The following is a 1,636-nucleotide window of genomic DNA, read 5'->3' on the forward strand; positions in this document are numbered from 1 at the left end:
ACCGCGTCGACGCCGAGCGCCAGCGCCTTGGCGACGTCGGCGCCGTTGCGGATGCCGCCGGAGACGATCAGCTGCACCTTGCGGTGCATGCCGAGGTCCTGCAGCGCCTGCACCGCCGGCCGGATGCAGGCCAGCGTCGGCTGGCCGACATTCTCGATGAACACTTCCTGCGTCGCCGCCGTGCCGCCCTGCATGCCGTCGACGACGACGACGTCGGCGCCGGCCTTCACCGCAAGCGCGGTGTCGTAATAGGGCCGTGCCCCGCCGACCTTGACATAGATCGGCTTTTCCCAGTCGGTGATCTCGCGCAGTTCCAGGATCTTGATCTCGAGATCGTCCGGCCCGGTCCAGTCGGGATGGCGACAGGCCGAGCGCTGGTCGATGCCCTTGGGCAGCGTGCGCATCTCGGCGACGCGGTCGGAGATCTTCTGGCCGAGCAGCATGCCGCCGCCGCCGGGCTTGGCGCCCTGGCCGACGACCACCTCGATGGCGTCGGCGCGGCGCAGGTCGCGCGGGTTCATGCCGTAGCGCGACGGCAGGTACTGGTAGACCAGCTGCTTGGAATGGCCGCGCTCTTCCTCGGTCATGCCGCCGTCGCCGGTGGTGGTCGAGGTGCCGGAGAGCGTGGCGCCGCGGCCGAGCGCCTCCTTGGCCGGGCCCGACAGCGAGCCGAAGCTCATGCCGGCGATGGTGATCGGGATCTTCAATTCGATCGGCTTCTTGGCGTGGCGCGTGCCGAGCACCACCGAGGTGTCGCAGCGCTCGCGATAGCCTTCCAGCGGATAGCGCGAGATCGAGGCGCCGAGGAACAGCAGGTCGTCGAAATGCGGCAGCTTGCGCTTGGCGCCGGCGCCGCGGATGTCATAGATGCCGGTCGCTGCCGCGCGGCGGATCTCGGAAAGCGTGTAGTCGTCGAAGGTCGCGGATTTGCGCGGCGTCGTCGGCGGATTGTGATAGGTCATTTTGATGGGTCCCCCTCAATACGCGTCGGCGTTGTCGATGTTGAAGTTGTAGAGCGTGCGGGCCGAGCCGTAGCGCTTGAATTCCGCCGCCTTGACGCCGGTCACGCCGGCCCTGTCGAGCAAGCCCTGCAACAGTTCGAGGTGCTCCGGCCGCATCTCCTTGGCGATGCAGTCGGCGCCCAGGCTGCCGACCTTGCCGCGCACGAACAGCCGCGCCTCGTAGATGGAATCGCCGAGCGCATCGCCGGCATCGCCCAGCACCACCAGATTGCCCGACTGCGCCATGAACGCCGACATGTGGCCGACATTGCCGTGCACGACGATGTCGATGCCCTTCATCGAGATGCCGCAGCGCGAGGAGGCGTTGCCCTCGATGACCAGCAGCCCGCCGCGGCCGGTGGCGCCGGCATACTGGCTGGCGTCGCCTTTGACCACGATCGAGCCCGACATCATGTTCTCGCCGACGCCGGGCCCGGCCGAGCCATGCACGGTGATCGCGCCGCCGGCATTCATGCCGCCGCAATAATAGCCGACGCTGCCGCGCACATCGACGGCGACCGGCTGGTCGACGCCGACGGCGACGGAATGGCTGCCTTTCGGGTTGAGCACCTCCCACGCGGTCTCGTTCGAGCCGGGGGTCAGTTGATGAAGCGCCTGGTTGAGCTCGCGCAGCG

Annotated in this window: 2 protein-coding genes; both read right to left on the bottom strand. The window is 68.3% G+C overall.

Going from position 1 to position 1,636, the window contains the following annotated elements:
* Positions 1 to 962: glutamate synthase-related protein (locus tag EN818_RS30610; RefSeq protein ID WP_135906571.1), on the bottom strand; the 962-nt coding region annotated here is incomplete at its 3' end.
* A gap of 15 nt (positions 963 to 977) precedes the next feature.
* Positions 978 to 1,634 carry a GXGXG domain-containing protein gene (locus tag EN818_RS30615; protein ID WP_245518933.1) on the bottom strand — a complete coding sequence of 219 codons (657 nt, stop codon included), beginning with the start codon at positions 1,632 to 1,634 and terminating at the stop codon, positions 978 to 980.
* Between the last annotated feature and the right edge of the window lie 2 nt (positions 1,635 to 1,636).

The organism is Mesorhizobium sp. M3A.F.Ca.ET.175.01.1.1 (assembly GCF_004791945.1).
GTDB lineage: Bacteria > Pseudomonadota > Alphaproteobacteria > Rhizobiales > Rhizobiaceae > Mesorhizobium.